The sequence below is a fragment of the Halanaerobium polyolivorans genome (genome assembly GCF_020711195.1).
Taxonomy (GTDB): domain Bacteria; phylum Bacillota; class Halanaerobiia; order Halanaerobiales; family Halanaerobiaceae; genus Halanaerobium; species Halanaerobium polyolivorans.
In genome coordinates this window covers 31,474-48,299 of the sequence record NZ_JAJFAT010000012.1, presented here as the reverse complement: position 1 = coordinate 48,299, position 16,826 = coordinate 31,474, and the positions used below count along the sequence as shown (strand labels likewise).

The 16,826-nt window shown below is 34.5% G+C and carries 18 protein-coding genes; all 18 read left to right on the top strand.

Annotated features, from left to right (window positions below; genetic code table 11):
* Positions 1–3: 3 nt before the first annotated feature.
* Entirely contained in the window at positions 4–516 is a 513-nt protein-coding gene (cobO, locus tag LJ207_RS09130) for a cob(I)yrinic acid a,c-diamide adenosyltransferase (RefSeq protein WP_229346190.1), read from the top strand.
* Between the two features lie 36 nt (positions 517–552).
* Positions 553–1,173, top strand: a complete 621-nt coding sequence (locus LJ207_RS09125) for a precorrin-8X methylmutase (protein WP_229346189.1) — start codon at positions 553–555, stop codon at positions 1,171–1,173.
* A 2-nt stretch (positions 1,174–1,175) separates the two neighbouring features.
* Positions 1,176–2,306, top strand: coding sequence for a cobalt-precorrin-5B (C(1))-methyltransferase CbiD (gene cbiD, locus LJ207_RS09120; protein WP_229346188.1), 1,131 nt, complete (start codon positions 1,176–1,178; stop codon positions 2,304–2,306).
* Entirely contained in the window at positions 2,299–2,943 is a 645-nt protein-coding gene (gene cbiE / locus LJ207_RS09115) for a precorrin-6y C5,15-methyltransferase (decarboxylating) subunit CbiE (protein WP_229346187.1), read from the top strand. The genes cbiD and cbiE overlap by 8 nt, the downstream gene beginning before the upstream one ends.
* A gap of 2 nt (positions 2,944–2,945) precedes the next feature.
* Positions 2,946–3,539: a precorrin-6Y C5,15-methyltransferase (decarboxylating) subunit CbiT gene (gene cbiT, locus LJ207_RS09110; RefSeq protein ID WP_229346186.1), complete on the top strand. Its 594-nt coding sequence runs from the start codon at positions 2,946–2,948 to the stop codon at positions 3,537–3,539.
* Positions 3,539–4,264 carry a precorrin-2 C(20)-methyltransferase gene (gene cobI / locus LJ207_RS09105; protein WP_229346185.1) on the top strand — a complete coding sequence of 242 codons (726 nt, stop codon included), beginning with the start codon at positions 3,539–3,541 and terminating at the stop codon, positions 4,262–4,264. Before cbiT ends, cobI begins: the two co-directional genes overlap by 1 nt.
* Positions 4,265–5,794 (top strand): precorrin-4 C(11)-methyltransferase, encoded by a 1,530-nt coding sequence (cobM, locus tag LJ207_RS09100; protein WP_229346184.1) that lies wholly within the window; start codon positions 4,265–4,267, stop codon positions 5,792–5,794. It abuts the gene before it with no gap.
* Between the two features lie 37 nt (positions 5,795–5,831).
* Positions 5,832–6,575 carry a precorrin-3B C(17)-methyltransferase gene (gene cobJ / locus LJ207_RS09095; protein ID WP_229346183.1) on the top strand — a complete coding sequence of 248 codons (744 nt, stop codon included), beginning with the start codon at positions 5,832–5,834 and terminating at the stop codon, positions 6,573–6,575.
* Complete coding sequence (gene cobK, locus LJ207_RS09090; RefSeq protein WP_229346182.1) at positions 6,572–7,339, top strand: precorrin-6A reductase; 768 nt, start codon at positions 6,572–6,574, stop codon at positions 7,337–7,339. Before cobJ ends, cobK begins: the two co-directional genes overlap by 4 nt.
* A 12-nt stretch (positions 7,340–7,351) precedes the next feature.
* Positions 7,352–8,464, top strand: coding sequence for a cobalt-precorrin 5A hydrolase (locus tag LJ207_RS09085; RefSeq protein ID WP_229346181.1), 1,113 nt, complete (start codon positions 7,352–7,354; stop codon positions 8,462–8,464).
* Positions 8,457–9,881, top strand: coding sequence for a cobyrinic acid a,c-diamide synthase CobB (locus tag LJ207_RS09080; protein ID WP_229346180.1), 1,425 nt, complete (start codon positions 8,457–8,459; stop codon positions 9,879–9,881). Before LJ207_RS09085 ends, LJ207_RS09080 begins: the two co-directional genes overlap by 8 nt.
* Positions 9,882–9,883: 2 nt before the next feature.
* The gene (cbiB, locus tag LJ207_RS09075; protein ID WP_229346179.1) at positions 9,884–10,846 is read left to right on the top strand and encodes an adenosylcobinamide-phosphate synthase CbiB; all 963 of its coding nucleotides are present in this window, start codon (positions 9,884–9,886) and stop codon (positions 10,844–10,846) included.
* A gap of 77 nt (positions 10,847–10,923) precedes the next feature.
* Positions 10,924–11,835 carry a GHMP family kinase ATP-binding protein gene (locus LJ207_RS12515; protein ID WP_229346178.1) on the top strand — a complete coding sequence of 304 codons (912 nt, stop codon included), beginning with the start codon at positions 10,924–10,926 and terminating at the stop codon, positions 11,833–11,835.
* Entirely contained in the window at positions 11,804–12,904 is a 1,101-nt protein-coding gene (cobD, locus tag LJ207_RS09065; RefSeq protein ID WP_229346177.1) for a threonine-phosphate decarboxylase CobD, read from the top strand. Before LJ207_RS12515 ends, cobD begins: the two co-directional genes overlap by 32 nt.
* A 109-nt stretch (positions 12,905–13,013) precedes the next feature.
* Positions 13,014–14,069 carry a nicotinate-nucleotide--dimethylbenzimidazole phosphoribosyltransferase gene (gene cobT, locus LJ207_RS09060; RefSeq protein ID WP_229346176.1) on the top strand — a complete coding sequence of 352 codons (1,056 nt, stop codon included), beginning with the start codon at positions 13,014–13,016 and terminating at the stop codon, positions 14,067–14,069.
* A gap of 27 nt (positions 14,070–14,096) precedes the next feature.
* Positions 14,097–14,690: a bifunctional adenosylcobinamide kinase/adenosylcobinamide-phosphate guanylyltransferase gene (cobU, locus tag LJ207_RS09055; protein WP_229346175.1), complete on the top strand. Its 594-nt coding sequence runs from the start codon at positions 14,097–14,099 to the stop codon at positions 14,688–14,690.
* Positions 14,687–15,448, top strand: coding sequence for an adenosylcobinamide-GDP ribazoletransferase (gene cobS, locus LJ207_RS09050; protein ID WP_229346174.1), 762 nt, complete (start codon positions 14,687–14,689; stop codon positions 15,446–15,448). Before cobU ends, cobS begins: the two co-directional genes overlap by 4 nt.
* 84 nt (positions 15,449–15,532) lie before the next feature.
* Complete coding sequence (gene hemA / locus LJ207_RS09045) at positions 15,533–16,825, top strand: glutamyl-tRNA reductase (protein ID WP_229346173.1); 1,293 nt, start codon at positions 15,533–15,535, stop codon at positions 16,823–16,825.
* Position 16,826: the final 1 nt, after the last annotated feature.

The following is a 16,826-nucleotide window of genomic DNA, read 5'->3' as shown; positions in this document are numbered from 1 at the left end:
TTTATGAAAGCTATGGTACATGTATATACTGGCTGTGGAAAGGGCAAAACAACAGCAGCTTTGGGCTTAGCTCTTAGAGCGGTAGGAGCTGATAAAAGGGTGTTTATTGCCCAGTTTGTTAAAGGGATGCAGTACAGTGAATTAAAAAGCATTTCAGAAATAGAAAATATTGATTTAAAACAGTATGGGCACAATTATTTTATTAAAGGAAAAAGTTCAGAGAAAGATAAAAAAGCAGCCAGACAGGGTCTTAAAGAGGTTGAAGAACTGCTGAAAAATAGCAAATATGATTTAATAATACTTGATGAAGCAAATATAGCTGTTCATTATGATTTCTTTTCTATTGACAACTTAATCTCTATTTTAGATAAAAGACAGAAAAATATTGAGGTAGTTATTACAGGAAGATATGCAGCAGAAGAGCTGATAGAATATGCAGATCTTGTTACAGAGATGAAGGAAATCAAGCATTATTATAAAAAAGGTATTAAGGCTCGTAAGGGCATTGAAAAATAAACCACTTGAACACTTTACTCTTGAAGGAGGTAAATGATGGAAGAAAACAATCCCAGAGAAATAGAAGCAAAAAGCATGAGAATGATTGATGAAGAAATTGGAAATTTAAACTGTACAAAAGCAGAAAGAAAGACTATAAAAAGAGTAGTCCATGCATCTGCAGATACAGAGCTGGCAACTAAGGTCAGTTTTTCTCCCAGAGCCGTTGAAAAAGCTCAACAGCTTATTAGAGAAGGTGCAGACATAATTACGGATGTAACAATGCTTAAATCTGGAATAAATGAAAGAAAATTGGCTCAGTATGGTGGAAAGCTTAAATGTTTTATCAGGGATAAAAAAGTTATGGAAGAAGCAGAAAAAACCGGTCTGACAAGGTCAATAATGGCTGCCAGAAAAGCTGCCAGACTGCCTGGTAAAAAAATATTTGCTATTGGCAATGCACCAACAGCACTATTTGAACTTCTTAGGTTAAAAAAAGAAGAAAAGCTAAAAATAGATTTTATTGTTGGGACTCCGGTTGGGTTTGTTGGGGCAGCAGAATCGAAAGAAGAGCTTATGCAGAGTGATATCCCTCATATCTCTTTAAAAGGAAGAAAGGGAGGTAGTGCTGTTGCTGCTTCAATTGTCAATTCTATTCTATATATGATGGGAGATTAAGGATGACTTTTGAAAAGTATATTACTAAAGGAGGAAAAAAATACAGACTTGGTTATACCACTGGTACTGCAGCAGCTGGAGCAGCTAAGGCCGCAGCATTGATGCTTTTCAATCAAAAAATGGTCTCACAGGTAATGATAAATACTCCTTATGGCATAAAAGTGGAAATGAATATCTGTGATGCTGAGTATAGTGCCGATAGAGCTAAAGCAGCAGTTGTTAAAGATGCTGGTGATGACCCTGATGTAACAGATGGATTGAAAATATATGCTGTATTAGAGAGGCTGGTTTATGATGAACAGCTTGAAGAAAGTATTATTAATATAGCTGCCGGTGAAGGTGTTGGTACGGTAACTAAAAAAGGGCTTCAACTTCCCGTGGGTTCTGCAGCAGTTAACCCTACTCCACGTAAAATGCTTAAAAAAGCAGTTAGAGAAGTTTTTCCCCAAAACAATAAATTTAAGCTGACAATTTCGGTTCCTGGAGGTAAAGAAGCTGCAGAGAAAACTTTTAACCCCAGGCTTGGTATCAAAGGGGGAATTTCAATACTCGGCAGCAGTGGAATAGTCGAACCAATGTCAGAATCTGCCTATAAAGAATCTCTTTCAGTAGAGTTAAAACAGGCAGCTGCCCTGGGGGAGAAAAAATTATATTTTGTCTTCGGCAATAATGGTAGAGATAGGTTGCTTGAGTTAGGTATTAGAGAAGAACAGATAATACGGATGAGCAATTTTGTTGGCTTCATGCTTGAACAGAGCTCCGGTCTTGATCTAGAAGAAATTATTATCTTTGGTCATATCGGTAAAATCGTTAAAGTAGCAGGAGGTATTTTTAACACCCACAGCAAAAAGGCGGATGGCAGAAAAGAAATCATCGCTGCCCATGCAGCTCTATCTGGAGCTGATCAACAAATTATAAAAGATATATTTGCTCAGAACACTGCAGAAGAATCAGCTGATTATCTGATAGAAAAAAACATGAGAGATGTTTTAAAAAGTATAGTTGAAGCCGTTGCTTTAAGGGCAGCAGAAAAAATAGATAAAGAAATAGAGCTTAATGCTGCTATATTCAGCTTTAAACATGGGATAATTGCTGTATCTAAAGGTGCAGAGGAGGAATTTGACTTTGAATAAAATATATGTGCTTGGCATAGGACCAGGAAGTAGAGATTATTTAACTAAAAAAGCAGAAAAAACAGCAGAAGCAGCTGATGTACTAATAGGAGGAGAGAGAGCCCTAAAACTGTTTGGTGATTCAGAAAAGAAAAAAATTAAGATCAGCTCTGAACTTGATAAAATAAAATCTTTTATTTTAGAAAATTATCAAAGCCAAAATATTGCAGTACTCGTATCTGGAGACCCCGGTCTTTACAGTTTGCTCAATTATTTAAGAAGAGAGCTTGGTCCAAAAAGGCTAGAAGTTATACCGGGTATAAGTTCACTTCAGATTGCAGCAGCAAAAATAAAGCTGAGCTGGAATGATATGCAGATCAGCAGTTTGCATGGTAACCCGGACAATAAAACTAAAGTATTGGAATTAGTTAAGAATAATTCTAAAGTCGGTTTATTTACTGACAACAGGTTTCCTCCTGCAAAAATTGCAGAATATTTATTGGAAATGGGTGTTGATGAAAAGCGGGTTTATGTGTTTGAAAATTTATCCTATTCAGATGAAAAAATAACATCGGGTAGTTTAAAAGAAATTAGCCAAAAATCATTTTCAAAATTAACGGTAATGATAATCTTAGATAGTATAGAAAAAGGTGGATAATAATGAGTGAGTGGAAGTACAGGACTGCCGGCATACCTGATAAGCAGTTTATTCGAGGGGAAGTGCCGATGACTAAAGAAGAAATCAGGGCTGTTGTAATATCAAAAATGCGATTGAAGAAAAACCATATTGTTTATGATATTGGTGCTGGTAGTGGCAGCATAACAGTTGAAGCAGCCCTTAAATCAACAGCTGGTATAATTTATGCGGTTGAAAAAAAAGAAGAAGCAGTTGATTTGATAAAAAAGAACTGTAATAAATTTAAGCTAAGTAATGTTAAAATAATAGAAAAAGAAGCTCCTGATGGACTGGAAGAATTACCATCTGCTGATAGAATCTTTATCGGTGGAAGTGGAGGCTTTTTAAAAGAAATAATATCTCGTTCAGATAAAAATTTAAAAGAAGATGGGAAAATTATTTTAACAGCTATAACTGTAAATACATTGAGCACTGCTGTATCTCAATTTGAGCAGCTAAATTATCTAATCGATATTACCAATATTTCTGTAACCAAAACCAAAAAAATAAGGGATTATCATATGTTTAAAGCCCTAAACCCAGTTTATATAATAAGTGCTCAAAAGGAGGAAAAATAATGCCGGCAAAACTATATGGAATTGGCGTTGGAGCTGGTGACCCAAAATTATTAACCCTGAAAGCTGTAGAAACTTTAAAAAAAGTTGATTATATATTCACACCAGTTTCTGCTAAAAGCAGTAGCAGCAATGCTTTAAAGATTATTGATACTTTATTTGAGGATTCTCTGCTGCAAAAAGAAAATAAAGTCATAAAATTAAATTTCGAAATGGCAAAAGATCTCAATAAATTAAAAGATTCGCGTCTAAAAGCAGCAAAAAAAATCAATGAAAAATTAACTGCAAATAATAAAGTAGCTTTTATAACCCTTGGAGATCCATTTTTATACAGCACTTATACTTATATAATGAAAAAAATTAAGAAATGGAATCCAAAAGTAGAAATAACTACGATTCCAGGTATTAGCTCTATAACAGCCTGTACAGCTGCCCAAAACCTACCACTTGCTGAAGGTAGAGAAAACATAGCTATTATTTCAAGTTTAGAGAATGAGGCACAGCTCGAAAAAATATTTTCAATTTTTGATACAGTAGTTATCTTAAAATTGAGCAGAAATTTTGCTAAGGTTTATCCAGTGCTGGAGAAGCTCAATCTAAAAGACAGGGTGCTTATCGGCAGCAGATGTGGTCTTAAAGAAGAATCTTACACAGAAAATATTGAAGTACTTAAAAATCAAGAAATTGACTATTTAACTTTAATGATTGTCAAGAGAAAGGGGATATAGATGAAAGTATATCTAATTGGGGCAGGAGCAGGTGACCCGGAACTATTAACAATTAAGGGTAAAAAGGCAGTTGAAAATTCTCAAGTTATAATTTATGCTGGTTCTCTTGTTAATCCCGAACTATTAAATTATAATTCTGAAGCAGATATTTATAATAGTGCTTCCTTAAGTCTCGAAGAAGTGATTTCGATAATAAAAAAAGCGGCTGCTGAAAATAAAAATGTAGCCAGAATACATACCGGTGACCCTTCCATTTATGGAGCGATTAAAGAACAGATAGATTTATTAGAAAAAAATAATATTGATTATCAGGTAATTCCAGGGGTAAGTTCTTTTCTTGCTGCTGCAGCAGCGTTATCTGCAGAGTTTACTCTTCCTGAAGTATCTCAGACGGTTATTCTCAGCAGACAGGCTGGAAGGACTCCTGTACCCGAAAAAGAAAAGCTCTCTCGACTTGCTGAACATCAGGCATCGATGGCTGTTTTCTTGAGTGTGCAGATGATAGAAGATGTAGTTGCTGAACTTTTAGAAGGATATACTCCAAATACTCCTGCTGTGGTTGTTGCTAAAGCTTCCTGGCCTGATGAATTGATTATTAGGGGAACTTTAGCAGATATTGCCCATAAGGTTAAGTCAGCGGGTATTAAAAAAACTGCTTTAATTATGGTTGGAGATTTCCTGGATCCGGAATATGCGAAATCAAAACTATATGATAAAAACTATGCCCATGAGTATAGAACTGCAGAAGCTGAAAAAAAAGCTGTTCTGGTAGTTAGTTTTGGGACAAGTTATCATGAAACCAGAAAGAAGACTATTAAGGCATGTGAAGAAAGAATAGCAGAACAATTTCCAGAATATGATCTAAAAAGGGCTTTTACTTCTAAAATGATTATCAGAAAGTTAAAAAAGCGGGACGGGATAATTGTTGATAGTCCTGAGCTGGCTCTAAAAAAATTATACGAAGAAGGCTATCAGGAGGTAGTTGTTCAACCACTTCATATTATTAATGGTAGTGAGTTTCATGACCTTGTTCGGACTCTAAAAACTTTTAAAAACAATTTTAGAAAGTTGAAATGGGGAAATGCACTTTTATCTAAAACTGGCGATTATTTTGATGTAGTAGAAATATTAAAAGCTGAAGTAAAAAATGATCAGCAAGATCAGGCTGTTGTATTAATGGGACATGGAAGTTCCCATGCGGCTAACTCAGATTATGCTGCTTTAGATTATGTTTTAAAGGAAAGAGGTATGGAAAACTACTATGTCGGAGCTGTAGAAGGCTATCCAGAAATAAAGGTAGTGATTGAACAGCTTAAGAAAAAGAATTACAAAAAAATAAAACTTGCTCCTCTCATGCTGGTAGCAGGAGACCATGCTCAAAATGATATGGCCGGCGAAGATGAAGATAGCTGGAAAAATATATTAGAGAATGAAGGTTATGAGGTAGAAATACAGCTTAAAGGGCTGGGAGAATACGAGGGAGTTCAAGCTAAATATGCAGAAAAGGTGAATTCATTACTGGTAGAATAGTATTCTCTAAAATGTTGTTTACAGAGAGGATGATTAAATGCAGTTAAATAAAGACTTATATATAATTGGTATTGGTCCTGGTAATTTATCCGATATTAGCCGTAGAGCTTATCAAGTTTTAAATGAGGTAGATGTTATTGTTGGCTATAAAAAATATATCGAATGCATAAAAGAATTAATAGGAGAAGACCAACAGCTTTATTCCAGTGGAATGAGAAAAGAAGTAGAAAGAGTAGAAAAAGCGGTTGAGTTAGCTGCTGAGGGTAAAAAAGTAGCACTTATAAGCAGTGGTGATGCGGGAGTATATGGAATGGCAGGGCCAGCTTTTGAATTGATTGAAAAAAATGATATTTCAATCACAGTTGAAGTTATCGCAGGCATAACTGCTGCAAATGCTGCGGCTGCTGTTCTTGGAGCTCCACTGATGCATGATTATGCGGTGATCAGTTTAAGCGATATCTTAACTCCCTGGGAACAGATTAAAAAAAGGTTAAAAGCTGCTGCAGAAGCTGATTTTATTACAACCCTTTATAATCCTCGCAGCAGCAAAAGAAAAACGCAGCTTAAAGAAGCGAAGAAAATCTTTCTTAAACATCGGAGTCCAGATACACCTGTCGGAATTGTCCGCAGTGTAGGAAGAGATGGAGAAGAGATAATGATTACTACTCTTGTCGAGATGCCTTTAGAAAAAGTTGATATGCTGACAACAGTTATAATTGGGAACTCAAATACTTATATTTCGGATGATAAAATAATTACACCAAGAGGTTATAAAATATGATCTGGATACTTGCTGGTACTTCTGACAGCTATTGTTTGATTGAGAAATTAAAAGAAAATATAGATATTGATATAATTGCGACCACAGCTACTGATTACGGGAAAAAACTCCTGGAAGAAAAATATGCAGTAAAGGCTATCAGAAAAAAACTAAAAGAAGATGAAATGGTGCATTTTATAAATGAACATGATATTCAATATATAATAGATGCCAGTCATCCTTTTGCTGAAAGACTGTCCAGAAATGCAATCTCAGCTGCAGAAAAAAGTGGTAGAGAATATTTGCGTTATGAGAGGCAAAGCCTTGATTTGAGTATATATCCAGCTAATAGATTGATAAAAGCAAAAGATTATCTGGAAGCAGCTGAGAAAGCCAATAAATTTCAGCGAATTTTTCTAAGCACAGGTTCTAAAACGGCAAATATTTTTGTAGAAAATATTGAAAATTATAAAGAAAGGCTTTTTTTTAGAATCCTGCCGGCTGAGAAATTTCTTGCTAAATTAATAAACTTAGGATTAACTCCTGCCAATATTGCTGCTTTACAGGGTCCTTTCAGCAGAGAATTTAATCGGGCTATTTTTAAAGAATACAGGGCAGATGTGGTTGTCACTAAAGCAAGTGGAAACAGGGGTGGCTTGAAAACAAAAATTGAAGCAGCTCTTGAACTGGAGCTGCCAATTATAATTATCGAGCGGCCAGAAGTCGTTTATCCGGAGAAATTTGAAGAGATTAATAAACTGATAGATCATCTTAGAAGTAATTGAGGAGGTTGATTGATGAGACAGCACAATAAAGCTGAAGCTAAAACAGCTATTATTGCCTTAACTACAGGTGGAAAGAACTTAGCAGTGAGCTTAAAAAAAGAAATGAGTAGTTTTGAGGTTTATCTGCCTGAAAAGATGAGAAATAATAATGATAATTTTCATTATTATAGTTCGCTTAAAGATTTAACAGCTGAGCTTTTTAATAGTTATGATGGACTTATCTTTGTAATGGCACTTGGGATAGTTGTGAGAATGATAGCTCCTCATCTGCAGAGCAAAAAAAGTGATCCTGCAGTTATAACGATTGATGAAACCGGAAATAATGTCATCAGTACACTTTCTGGCCATTTAGGTGGGGCAAATAAGCTGACTCTGGATATTGCCAAAAGATTGGGAGCTAATCCGGTAATTACAACTGCTACTGACTGCAGAAATTTAGAAGCAGTAGATCTGCTTGCCAAAAGAATTGGCTGTGAAATTGAACCATTCAGTAGGCTTAAATATGCCAATGCTGCCCTTGTAAATGGAGAAAAGTTGAATATCTTTACTGATTATGAGATAAAAATTGAGACTAATGAGCAGATAAATATTTACCCGCTTAAGCTGAGGGAAAAAAAGGGCTGCAGAAATGATAAAAATATATTAAATAACAGTTTTAAAGAGGCAGATTTCAATGTGGTTATCTCTAATAAAAATCTGGATCTAAAAGCAGTAGAACTACAGTTGATACCCCGGGTGATAGTTATCGGCATTGGATGTAGAAAAAACATGCCTGAGGCCAGAATAGCTAAAGCTATAGATAATTTACTGGAAGAATTAAAGCTTCATAAAAAAAGCATTAAAAAAATTGCAACTATTGATCTTAAAAAGGATGAAAAGGGTATCCTCGATTATGCAGAAAAAAATGAATTAGAAATTGAGATAGTCAGCAGGACTAAGATTAAAGAAATAGAAACAGATTTGAATATTAAAAAATCCGAATTTGTAAAAAAAATAACCGGAGTTGCTGCAGCCGCAGCACCTGCAGCTATAGTAAGTTCTGGTAAAGGAAAATTAATTATGGATAAAAGAAAGTTTTCAGGGATTACACTCGCAGTATTTGAGGAGGAATTAGGCAATGAATAGAAACAGGCTGCTGATAGCAGGCAGCAGAAGTGGAGTCGGTAAAACAACTATTTCCCTGGGTATTATGAGGGCATTGAAAAAAAGAGGACTCAAAGTTCAGCCTTTTAAAGTAGGACCGGATTATATAGATCCTGGTTTTCATACTTTGATGTGTGAAAATAATTCTTATAACCTCGATAGTTATTTTTTAGGCAGAAAAGGTGTAAAAGAAATTTTTTTAAAAAATTCAGCTGAAGCCGATATTTCTATAATTGAAGGTGTTATGGGATTATATGATGGCAGAGGAGCTGACTCTGAGAGCAGTTCAGCTGAAATAGCAAAAATACTTGAGGCTCCTGTTATCCTGGTTATAGATGCCGGGAAGTTGGCCCAGAGTGCTGCCGCTATCGTTTACGGCTATAAAAATTATGATTCTGAATTGAATTTAAAAGGGGTAATTATCAACAATATTAGCAGTCAACGCCACTATAGATTACTCAAAGAAGCTGTTGAGTCAGAGAAGGTCGGGGTTGAAGTACTTGGTTATCTACCCCGTAATATTGAGATTGAACTTCCCGAAAGACATCTGGGTTTAGTTCCAGCTGATGAAAGTAGTGGGGTTATTGATTATGGCGAAAAATTAAGTTCACTGATTGAAGAATATATTGATCTTGAAAGGATAAAAGTTTTAGCTTCTTCAGCAAAAGACTTAACTTTAGAAGAATCAAAAAGCAAAAAGATTACTTCAGCAAAAATTGATACTAACTTTATTTCTGATGAGTTTAAAAATAGAGTATTAAATAATCAAATAAAAATCGGTGTTGCTTATGATCAGGCATTTAATTTTTATTATCAAAGTAATTTTGATATGTTAAAAGATGCCGGAGCGGAAATAATATATTTTAGCCCTATAAATGATAAGAGTTTAGTAGATGTTGATTTTCTTTACCTTGGTGGTGGATTTCCCGAAAGTTTTTTAGAAGAACTTTCAGCAAATTCAGCTTTCAAAAACGATTTCCTTGCAAAAGTTAAATCTGGTCTGCCGCTTTATGCTGAATGTGGTGGTTTGATGTATTTATGCAGCAGTATCAAGAATTTTGATGGAAAAAGTTATGCTATGTGTTCACTTTTCCCCGTCGATGTTGAAATGACAGATAGCCTGCAGGAAATGGGTTATAGAGAAATTGAATCAATTAGCAATAATATATTGTTTAAAAATGGTGAAAAAGCCAGAGGCCATGTTTTTCACTATTCAAAATTATCTGGTCCTATCAATGAGCTGGAATCAAATTTTCAATATCAGAATTCTAGAGGTGGTTATAGTGTAAATGATAATGTGCTGGCCTCTTATCTTCACCTTCATTTTGCTTCAAATCCTAAAATAGTGAAAAATATTCTGCAAAGTGCACTTGAATATAAGCAGAATTGGGAGGGTTAAAAATGGACTCTATTTACTTATTATCCGCTGCCCTGCTGATTGACCTTATTATTTCAGATCCAGCATTTTTGCCTCATCCTGTTGTTATTACAGGTAAATTTATAAATTTTTTGGAAAAGAAATTGAGAAAAAAAGAACAGAGCCCAAGCTCTCAAAAATTTTGGGGACTGGTGCTGGTACTTATTGTTATAGCTGCAGCATATATTATAACTGCTTTGATCATAAGAGGTGCCTTAAATTTAAATCAATATTTTGGTTATACTGTTAATTTACTGCTTTTTAGCTCCTGTTTAGCTTTAAAAGGACTTGTTGATTCAGGTAAAAAGGTTTATTCTGCACTTAAAGAGGATAATTTAGAAGCTGCCAGGAAAAGGGTGAATCAGATTGTAGGAAGAGACTGCAGCAGTTCAAGTAAAGAAGATGTGATAAGAGCTGCTTTAGAAAGTCTGGCTGAAAATACTTCTGATGGAATTTTAGCTCCCATGTTTTTTTATCTACTTGGTGGAACTCCACTTGCAGTAACTTATAAGGCTGTTAACACTCTTGATTCGATGCTCGGTTACAAAAATGAGAAATATATTAATTTTGGTAGAGCTGCTGCCAGGATAGATGACTTATTAAACTATTTACCGGCCAGGATAACCGGATTTAGTTTTATAACTGCTTCTTTTATTTTTGCCTACGATTTTAGAGCTTCATTTAGGATTATGAGAAGAGATGCTGCCAAACATCCCAGTCCAAATGCAGGATATCCAGAGGCAGCTGCAGCAGGAGCACTTTCTTTAAGGTTTGGTGGCTATAATTATTATCATGGAGAAAAAAGTTTCAGAGCCTATCTTGGAGACAAAATTAAAGAATTTGAGGACGATGATATTTTGAGAATGAATAAATTGATTTACTTATCGGTCTTGATATTTTTAGCTGCAGCAGCAATTTTTAAAGTAGGTATTTATAATATAATATAATATAATATTTTAATTTTAGCATGATAATTAGTATTAGAATAAAAATTAGTATTTTCTAAGTAGAAAGGAGATTTCCTGTGCGCGAAGTGACAGTCAGGGTTCCAGGCAGCTGTGGAGAACTTATTCAGGGTAGTATTAGTGGAAGCGATTTTTTAGTTTCCTGTCCAATTAATCTCTACAGCAGGGTGAATGTTAAGCTTGATGAATCAATTAAACAGCTAAAAATAAATAAATTTGCACCTCGAACTCAACAGGCTGCAGAACTTTTGTTAAAAGAATTTGGCCTGACAAAAAAAGGAATGAAAATAAATATTAATTCAGATTTAATAAATGCTGCTGGAATGGCTTCTTCTACAGCCGATATTTCAGCCACCCTGGCAGCGATAATGATGTTAATCAATAGAGAAATAGATTTAAATTTATTAAAAGAAATTGCAGTTAGTATTGAACCAAGTGATGGTGTGTTTTTTGATGGACTTTATATTTTCAACCACCGCAGTGGTAAAGAGGCTGAATATTTAGGGAAAGCACCTGAAATGGATATCATTCTTTTTAAGGAACCCGGTCGAGTAGACTCTCTGAAGTTTAATAAAAATGAAAAACTTGCTGTTTTAAATAAAAGTAAAGAAAAAAAGGTAAAAAAAGCACTTACTATTCTAAAAAAAGGAATTAGAGAACAGGATTGTCAGCTTATTGGAAGAGCTGCAACAATAAGTAGTCTTGCTCATCAGCATATTCTTCCCAAAAAAGCTCTTGAAAAATTAATAGAGATTACAGCTGACAATAAAGAAATATATGGTGTCAATATTGCCCATAGTGGGACATTAATAGGTATTATGGTTTCGAGCCATTTCAGAGAGAAAGAACTAATATTAGAATTAAAAGAAAAATTACCTGAACTAAAGTTTTTAAAAAAAGTTAAGTTGATTTCAGGTGGTATAGAAATGAGGGTTGACAATGGAACATCTTCATGGAGGAAACTTAATTAAAGCAGCAGCAGAAAGTGGCTTTGAGACTGAAGAATTAATAGATTTCAGTGCAAATATAAATTTTTTAGGACCTCCAGATATTATCTTAGAAGAAATCAAAAATAATGTTTCGGGAATTAAAAATTATCCTGAAGCTAATGCAAAAAGGATTAAAAAATTAATTGCAAATCGCCATCAACTAAGCTCGGCGAAAGTAACAGTTGGCAGTGGGGCCTCAGAACTAATTTATCAGATTGCAAAAGTGCTGCAGCCCAAAAAGGTTCTGGTGATAGAGCCCACCTTTTCTGAATACGAACTTGCCGCAAAAAGTATGGGTTCAGAAATAAAACGGTTCAACTTAAAAAAGGAAAATAATTTTAAGATTAAAACTGACGAGCTTATTGCAGAGCTGTCTGAAGATATTGATCTATTATTTATCTGCAATCCGAATAATCCTACAGCAGCTCTTCTAGATTTAAATGAGATAAAAAAGATACTTGCTGCAGCTGCTGATAAAGATATTTTACTTATACTTGATGAAGCTTTTATCGATTTTCTTCCTGCTGCTGAAGATTATACTGCTTTAAGGCTGCTGAATAAATATACTAACTTGATTATTATGCGTTCTCTAACTAAATTATTTGCACTGCCTGGTTTGCGGCTGGGATATACACTGGCAGCTGAAAATATAAGTTGCGATTTAGAAAAAAAGAGAGATCCCTGGTCCGTTAATTATTTTGCTCAGCTGGCTGCAGAGATAATTTTTTCGGATAGCGAGGAAATTAAAAAGTATCTAAAAACAAGTCTTGATAAAATATCAAAAGAAAGATCTTATCTTTATTCAAAATTAAACAGTATTAATACTTTAGAAGTATACAGACCAACTGCTAATTTCATATTTATTGATATTTCCAGGGCGGGAATTACTTCCCGGGAATTACAGAAAAAATTATTGGATTCAAAAATTATGATCAGAAATTGTAATAGTTTTACTGGACTGGAGGACGATTATATTCGTCTTGCTGTAAAAAGTCGAAAAGATAATGATCTTTTAATTGCTCATTTGCAAAATATTTTAGATAAAAGCTGAGTTAGATATAAGTTTAAGTTGAAAGGGTTATTTATAAATTTAATTTATCTAATTTAATTAAGAAAATTAAATATAAAGCAATAAAAAAACAATTAAGTGGAGGTACAAAATGAAAATACTAGAAAAAACTTTAAATGAAATTAATGAACTGGATCAAAAGATGATGGGTGAAGCTCAAATAAGGCTGGATCAGCTAACAAAACCTCAGGGGAGTCTCGGTAAGCTGGAGGAGATAGCTGTAAAACTGGCAGGGATTTATGGTGAGCTTTTTCCTGAGCTGCAAAACAAGGTTCATATTATTATGGCAGGTGATCATGGAGTAGCTGCAGAAGGGGTTAGTGCTTATCCTCAATCTGTAACAACACAGATGGTACATAATTTTTTAGCAAATGGTGCAGCAATAAATGCTCTAGCAGAAGGTTCTGGAGCAAAATTGAAAATTGTAGATATTGGTATGATAGAAGATATTGATAGTGAGCTCCTGGTTAAAGCCAAAATCAAAGCTGGGACTGAAAACATGACAAAAGGAGCTGCCATGACAAGAGAAGAGGCAATTAAAGCTCTGGAAGTTGGTATTGAACAGGCTAAAAAAGCTGTAGAAGAAGGAGCAGATATTATATCTACAGGAGAGGTAGGAATTGCAAATACAACTCCAAGTAGTGCAGTTCTGGCTGTATTTACTGGTTTAGAGCTAAATAAAATTGTTGGTAAAGGTACTGGACTTAATGAAGAAGGTGTTAAAAATAAGATTGATGTAATTCAAAAAGCTATTGATTATAATAAACCTGATAAAGAAGATGCTCTCGATGTTTTAGCTTCGGTTGGAGGATTGGAAATTGCTGGTATGGCAGGAGTTATGCTTGGAGCAGCAGCAATGAAAAAAGCTGTAGTTATTGATGGATTAATTTCCGCTGCAGCAGCACTAACCGCCTACAAATTATGCCCTGGAGTTGTAAAATATTTATTTCCTTCTCATAGATCAGCAGAACCCGGTCATATAAAGATTTATGAAGAACTTAATCTTGAACCTTTTATAGATCTGCAGATGAGGCTTGGTGAGGGAACAGGCGCAGTACTGGCACTGCCATTTTTCGATCAAGCAGTTAATATTATCAGAGATATGGCAACTTTTGAAGAAGCTGGTGTTAGTAAAGAAAACGAATAAAAAGATTAGCTGATGGGAGAGGATAGAATGGGGATAATCTTAATACTGGGTGGAGCAAGAAGTGGCAAAAGTTCTTTTGCAGAATTAATAGCTGAAAAATTAGGTGGTGATGATGTTATATATCTGGCCAGTGGACAGGCTGTTGATGGTGAAATGAAGGCCAGAATCAAAGCTCACAAAGAACAGAGACCTGATAGCTGGTTGACAATTGAAGAACCTCTGAATATCAGCACTAAAATCAAAGAAATATCATCAAAAAAAACGGTGCTTTTTGATTGTTTAACAACTTATTTGAGTAATTTGCTCCTGGAAAATGAGCAGGCAGATTATCAAGAAATTGAATATCAGCTACTATCTGAGGTTGAAAACATTATCGAGCTAGCATTAAAAAAAGAACTTAATTTAATTATTGTCCACAATGAGGTTGGTCAGGGGATAGTACCCAGCTATAAACTCGGCAGGTATTTTAGAGATATATCTGGTCGTGCAGCCAGGTTGTGTGCTGCAAGTGCAGAAAGAGTTTATACTGTCAGAGCTGGACTTCCTCAAGAAATTAAAAAAGATGGTCTAAAGATAATAGAAAGTTATCTTGGAGAAGTTGAGGAGGTTAAAGTTCTTTGAGAAGTAATTTAAACAAAAATTGGAACAATTTCTTAAACACAATGAGCTTTATGAGCAGAATCCCTGTCAAAGTAGAATATCCTGCTGAAATGAAGTTAGTATTTTTTCCTCTTTCTGGTTTAATTATTGCCTCAATAGTTTTTTTAAGTCATTTCATTTTGGCAGTTATTTTTTCACATGAGATAACAGCTCTACTGCTGCTTGGTTTATATGTTTATTTGACGGGGGCACTTCATCTGGATGGTTTAGGAGACTTTTTTGACGGTTATTTTGCAGATAGAGATCGCGAAAAAACCGTTCAAATAATGCATGATTCAAATTCAGGAATTTATGCAGTTGTAGCTTTGATTTTAGTCTTAATATTAAAATATTTACTTTTTAAAGAATTGTTAATCGAATCTAAATTAGAATTTTTGCTGATTATTGGAGTGATGGCAAGATTTTATGCAGCAGCAGCCCTTGGTTTTTTTAAAGCTGCCGAAGCTAGTGTTTGGGCCAAAAGTGTGGAAGATAACGCTAAAAAAATAGATGTTTTTCATTCATTTTTGCTGAGTCTTATAATACTGAGCTTTATCTTTCTGATTTTTGGGGGACAATTTCTAAAAACACTTTTTACTGCAGCAGTAATTAGCACGGGACTTGTTTATTATTTAGCTAATTGGTCAGAGAAAAAAATTGGTGGTATAACTGGAGATCTTTGTGGCACTATTATAGAGTTAACCGAAATAGTATTTTTAATTACAGCAGCAATATTTTAAATTATAATGAAACAAAATAAGAGATAAAATTTCACAATAATAATCACTTTAATGAATATTTATTTTTAGAGGGGAGGGGCTTTATTGTTTTTACTAGTTTCTGGAATAAATCATAAAACTGCACCTATCAGTATTAGAGATCAGCTGTCTAAAAAAGAATCAGAAATCAAGCATGAACTCAAGCTTAATGCTGCAGACAAACAAATAGAAGAAATTTTTATTTTGAGTACCTGTAATCGTTTTGAAATATATATTTATTCCAATCAGGAATACTCGGAAATAGAAAAAATGGAAATTTATATTTTCAATTTTTTACATGACAAACTTAAAGGTCATTTTAAATATAAATCAAATGATTTAAATGACTATTTATATCAACACCGTGATTTAGAAGTAGTTGAGCATCTGTTTAAGGTAGCGGCAGGGCTTGATTCGCTTGTAAAAGGCGAGACTCAGATTCTGGCTCAAATTAAAGAACAGTACAAACAATTTAAAGAAGAAAATCTTACTTCAACATATTTAAATCAGCTCTGTTTGGAAGCTATTAGAGTTGGTAAAGTTATTAGAACTCAAACAAAGATTTGTGAGAAAGCGGTTTCTGTCAGCTATGCGGCTGTAGAACTGGCAAGAGATTTATTTGGAGAATTAAATGGAGAAAAGGTAATGATTCTCGGTGCTGGGGAAACAGCAGAATTGACCCTGAAAAGCCTTATGAACTATGGAGTAGAAGGAATACTTGTGGCCAATCGCAGCTACAGTAGGGGTAGCAAACTTGCTGAAAAATATGGAGGTGAAGTAATAAGGTGGGAGCAGTTTAAAGATAAAGCTTCAGAAGTTGATATAATTATCGCTTCAACTGCAGCACCTCATACTCTTATTCACAAAAAAGATATGCTTAAAGCGGTAGAAAAGAAACATGGTCCAATGTTTTTAATTGATATTGCTATGCCCAGAGATATAGACCAGGATGTCGATGAGATAGCGGGAGTTCATCTCTATAATATTGATGACTTAAAAATGGTCGTTGAAAAGAATTTAGATTTTAGAGAAAGTGAATCAGTCAAAGCAAAAAAAATCATTAAAGAAGAGAAATATAAGTTTGAGAACTGGCTTAAAGAGAGACGCTGTGTTCCTATTATTAAACAAATGAGAAGTGATGCAAAACAGATCAAAGAAGCTGAGGTTGAAAGAGCACTTCATCTCCTGAAAAATTCTGAACTTAAAGCAGAAGAGATTATTGAAGAGCTTGGGCACCGCCTGTTAAATAAAATAATGCATCAGCCTACAGTGGGTTTGAAAGATCTGGCTTCAGAAGAAGAAAACTTAGAACGTGATAAGCTTAAAATGGTAAAGAAAATTTTTGCAGTTGGTGATTAAA